Origin of the sequence: Kitasatospora sp. NPDC057542 (assembly GCF_042801945.1) — a bacterium.
In the GTDB taxonomy this organism is placed as follows: Bacteria; Actinomycetota; Actinomycetes; order Streptomycetales; family Streptomycetaceae; genus Kitasatospora.
The window spans coordinates 1-2,789 of record NZ_JBHVFE010000720.1; the positions used below are offsets into that span (position 1 = coordinate 1).

The 2,789-nt window shown below is 71.2% G+C and carries 3 protein-coding genes and 1 pseudogene; 1 reads left to right on the top strand and 3 read right to left on the bottom strand.

Features of this window, described 5'->3' with window-relative positions; translation table 11 throughout:
- The first annotated feature begins 483 nt into the window (after positions 1 to 483).
- Positions 484 to 651, top strand: a complete 168-nt coding sequence (locus tag ACFU7Y_RS42650; RefSeq protein WP_224277621.1) for a hypothetical protein — start codon at positions 484 to 486, stop codon at positions 649 to 651.
- Positions 652 to 662: 11 nt separating this feature from the next.
- Here the strand turns inward: ACFU7Y_RS42650 and ACFU7Y_RS42655 are convergent, their stop codons facing one another.
- From ACFU7Y_RS42655 to ACFU7Y_RS42665, 3 genes and pseudogenes are all read right to left on the bottom strand, one after another.
- Positions 663 to 1,118 (bottom strand): hypothetical protein, encoded by a 456-nt coding sequence (locus ACFU7Y_RS42655; protein ID WP_224277619.1) that lies wholly within the window; start codon positions 1,116 to 1,118, stop codon positions 663 to 665.
- 170 nt (positions 1,119 to 1,288) lie between these two features.
- A complete protein-coding gene (locus ACFU7Y_RS42660; protein ID WP_224277617.1) occupies positions 1,289 to 2,098 on the bottom strand; it encodes a hypothetical protein in 810 nt (269 codons plus the stop codon).
- 276 nt (positions 2,099 to 2,374) lie between these two features.
- Positions 2,375 to 2,617 (bottom strand): annotated as a pseudogene (locus ACFU7Y_RS42665) (IS21 family transposase); the annotation flags it as partial.
- Positions 2,618 to 2,789 lie beyond the last annotated feature (172 nt).

Below are 2,789 nucleotides of genomic sequence, written 5' to 3' on the forward strand. Positions count from 1 at the left end.
CCCCGCCGTCGCCGCCCCCGCCCCGCCCCGGCCCTGGCGGCCCACTCCCGGGGGCGCCCCGGGCGGGGGCCCCACCCTGCTGGAACTGGACATGGCCGCCGGGCTGCAGCCCAAACGCCTCGCCCCGGCGACGCCGGAGGCGGAGCAGAACGCCCTGTTCTGACCGCGGGGCTCAGCTCCGCGGGTTTCCCCTCTGTCGGCGCAAGGTGGCGTCGACCACGTCCACGTCGCCCGGGTGGGACTCCCGCCTCCAGGCGAAGGAGCTGTTCGCCCGGATCGCGGACGGGTCGCTGCGCCTGGCGGCGGAGCGTGTGAGGAAGCTCGTGCTCGCGGCGCCCGTTCACCGCCGCGGCCCGGCCGACGCCGACGACGCGGGCGATGCCGGCCCCACTTTTCCGGTTCCAGGTGGCCCCATGCCGTCGTGCAGACGGTCGGCTTTCCGGCTTGAGGTACGGCCCGCGGGGAATCGACGACGAATCGACCGTGCTGGTGTTCGCCAGCGGTGGTGAAGGGCATCTGTTCGCGATCGGCGACAGCGGGCGGATCCGGAGATCGACCACGGCCTCCTGGTCCGACGACTTTGAGGTGGCCGCGGCCAGTCTGCAGGAGTTCCTCGAACACCTCAGCCGACTGGCCGCGGACCAACCCTGAGCAACCGAGAGTCAGGAGTCCGTCTCTGAGTCTCTCGCCCATTCCTCGCGCGGCCGCAGCCGCGCCAGGAGCTGTTGGGCTTCGTCTCGGACGCCGGTGTCCTGGTCCGTTGCCAGTTCGCAGTACTGCTTGATCAGCCGGTCCGCGCCTTCCGTCGTCATCCATTCGGGGTTGCAGTCCAGGGCGGCACCGATCTCATCCACCCCGTCGTTGGTGCACGCCTGGCTGTAGGCCAGCAGGACACAACGCAGGCCGATGGTGTCTTTGCGTTCGAGCAGGGCCACTGCCGTCTCCTGGATGACCGCGGTGTCCTGGGCGTCCAGGAGAAGACGGTGGAGCAGGTCCGCAACGTCCTCGATCCTGTCCGAGCCGGCGAGCTGCCGACCGGCCTCGGCGCGAACAGACCATGCCGGTGAGTCGGCATTCCGAATCGCCGTGCTCAGTTCCTGATCATTGAGGAAAGCCATGCCCCCAGCCTGCCAGGGGCTGTCGTGATCTCCACGCAACGCCGGGATCGACGGAATCCTCCGCGCACGCGGCTTCCGGGGCATCTCCCGCCCACCCGCGAAGGGCACTGCGGCGACCGCTCCCTCCGGAGCGCGACGGCCCGGCCGGTGTCCAGGGGCGGTTCTTCTGATCAGGGCGTGGTGCGAGCCGGACTGATCGGTTCCGGGGACCGCTGGTTGTCGTGCGTCGTGCCGGTACCGGAGCCGGCCTGCGGGGTGAGCCGGGAGCGTCGTCCGGCTTCGGCCGCACGCCTTGCGGCCCGGAACCGCCGGACGGCGCCGCCGGCTCCCAGCACTGCGGCGGTCCAGACGATGATCTCGGCAAGAAGGGTGGCCGGTGTCGGGCCGAGGTGAGGCCGGGGCGGCAGCAGGACCATCTGCGCGCCGGCCCCCACCGGCACGGTCAGCGCGGCAAGCAGGCCGGCCGTCCCGGGCCGCCTGATCGCCGCGCCCACCGCGCCAAGCGCGAGGCCGAACAGCACGCTTGCCGCCCACCACAAGGCCAGCTCATCCCTGTACAAGGCCAGTGGTTCGTCCCGGAGCAGTGCGTCCGTCACGTAGTACGCCCCTGTGGCGGCGATGAGCGACAGCGCGCCGGCAAGGGCACCGCGGCCCCACGTCCCGGCCAGCCAGCCCGTCGCGACCGCCAGTGCGGCCCACGCCCAACCGGCGCCCAGGAGCAGGCTGAACACTCTCGCGGCGCCGGCCCAGACGGTGCCCGTGAGTGGCGCGCCGAGCTTCCCGTACGGGGAGGAGAGGGCGTTGAGGAGGGAGGCGGTCACGCCGAACGCCAGGCCGACTCCGGGACTCGCCATGGTGACCTTCAGGCCGGCGTTGAGCGGCCGGGTGGCGCCGGTGCGCGCCTCGAACCCGGTTCTCGACCGGTGGCCGATGCGCGGGCCCCGGCCGAGCAGGGTGCGCAGGTTCTGACAGATGGGCATACCGAGTATGTATACCCGGTATGCCCATCCGGCTCAAGCGACGCCCCCTCCCGCGGCGAGTGGGCACCCTCGTGCGGTGCGGGCCAGTTGCGCATCGTCACCTTCGATCCGGTGCACGGTTCGGACGCCATCGTCTTCTTCGAGGACTGCGCCGAACGGACCCGCATGCGGCAGATGCTCGAAGCCGTTCCCGGCCTCGACTCTTTCCGAATGCGGCCGTCGGCGGCTCGGCGCCGTCGACCGGGTGTTGTCCTTGCTGCCCTGGGCGTCGGGTAGGTTGCCCGGAGTGGAGCGGGCATGCCGGGCGACCTCGGCCGCGCCGCCCGCGACCATGGCGGTCACGATCAGGTCGTCGCCATGAAAACGGACCCGGACGCTCTCCTCGACGAGCTCGTGCGGGACCGAGTAGCGCACCGAGTTGACCGAGATCGTCGAGTCCTTGCCGGCCCGGCGGCTCTCGCCGAACGCGGCGGTGAACGGCTGCTCGGGCACCGGGTGCAGCCGAAGACGTTCCTCGGCCGGCGGGGAGACCAACTGACCGCCGTTGGGAGTCTGCCGCGCCCACTGACACACACTCAGCCCGCCCTCCACGGGAAGGATGCTGTTGGTGATCTTCATGAGTGACGGGTTCGAGTCCCGCCACCCGGTGGTTGGCACAGTTGCTGGAAGCGGGTGGTTGGGCCTGTTCGAT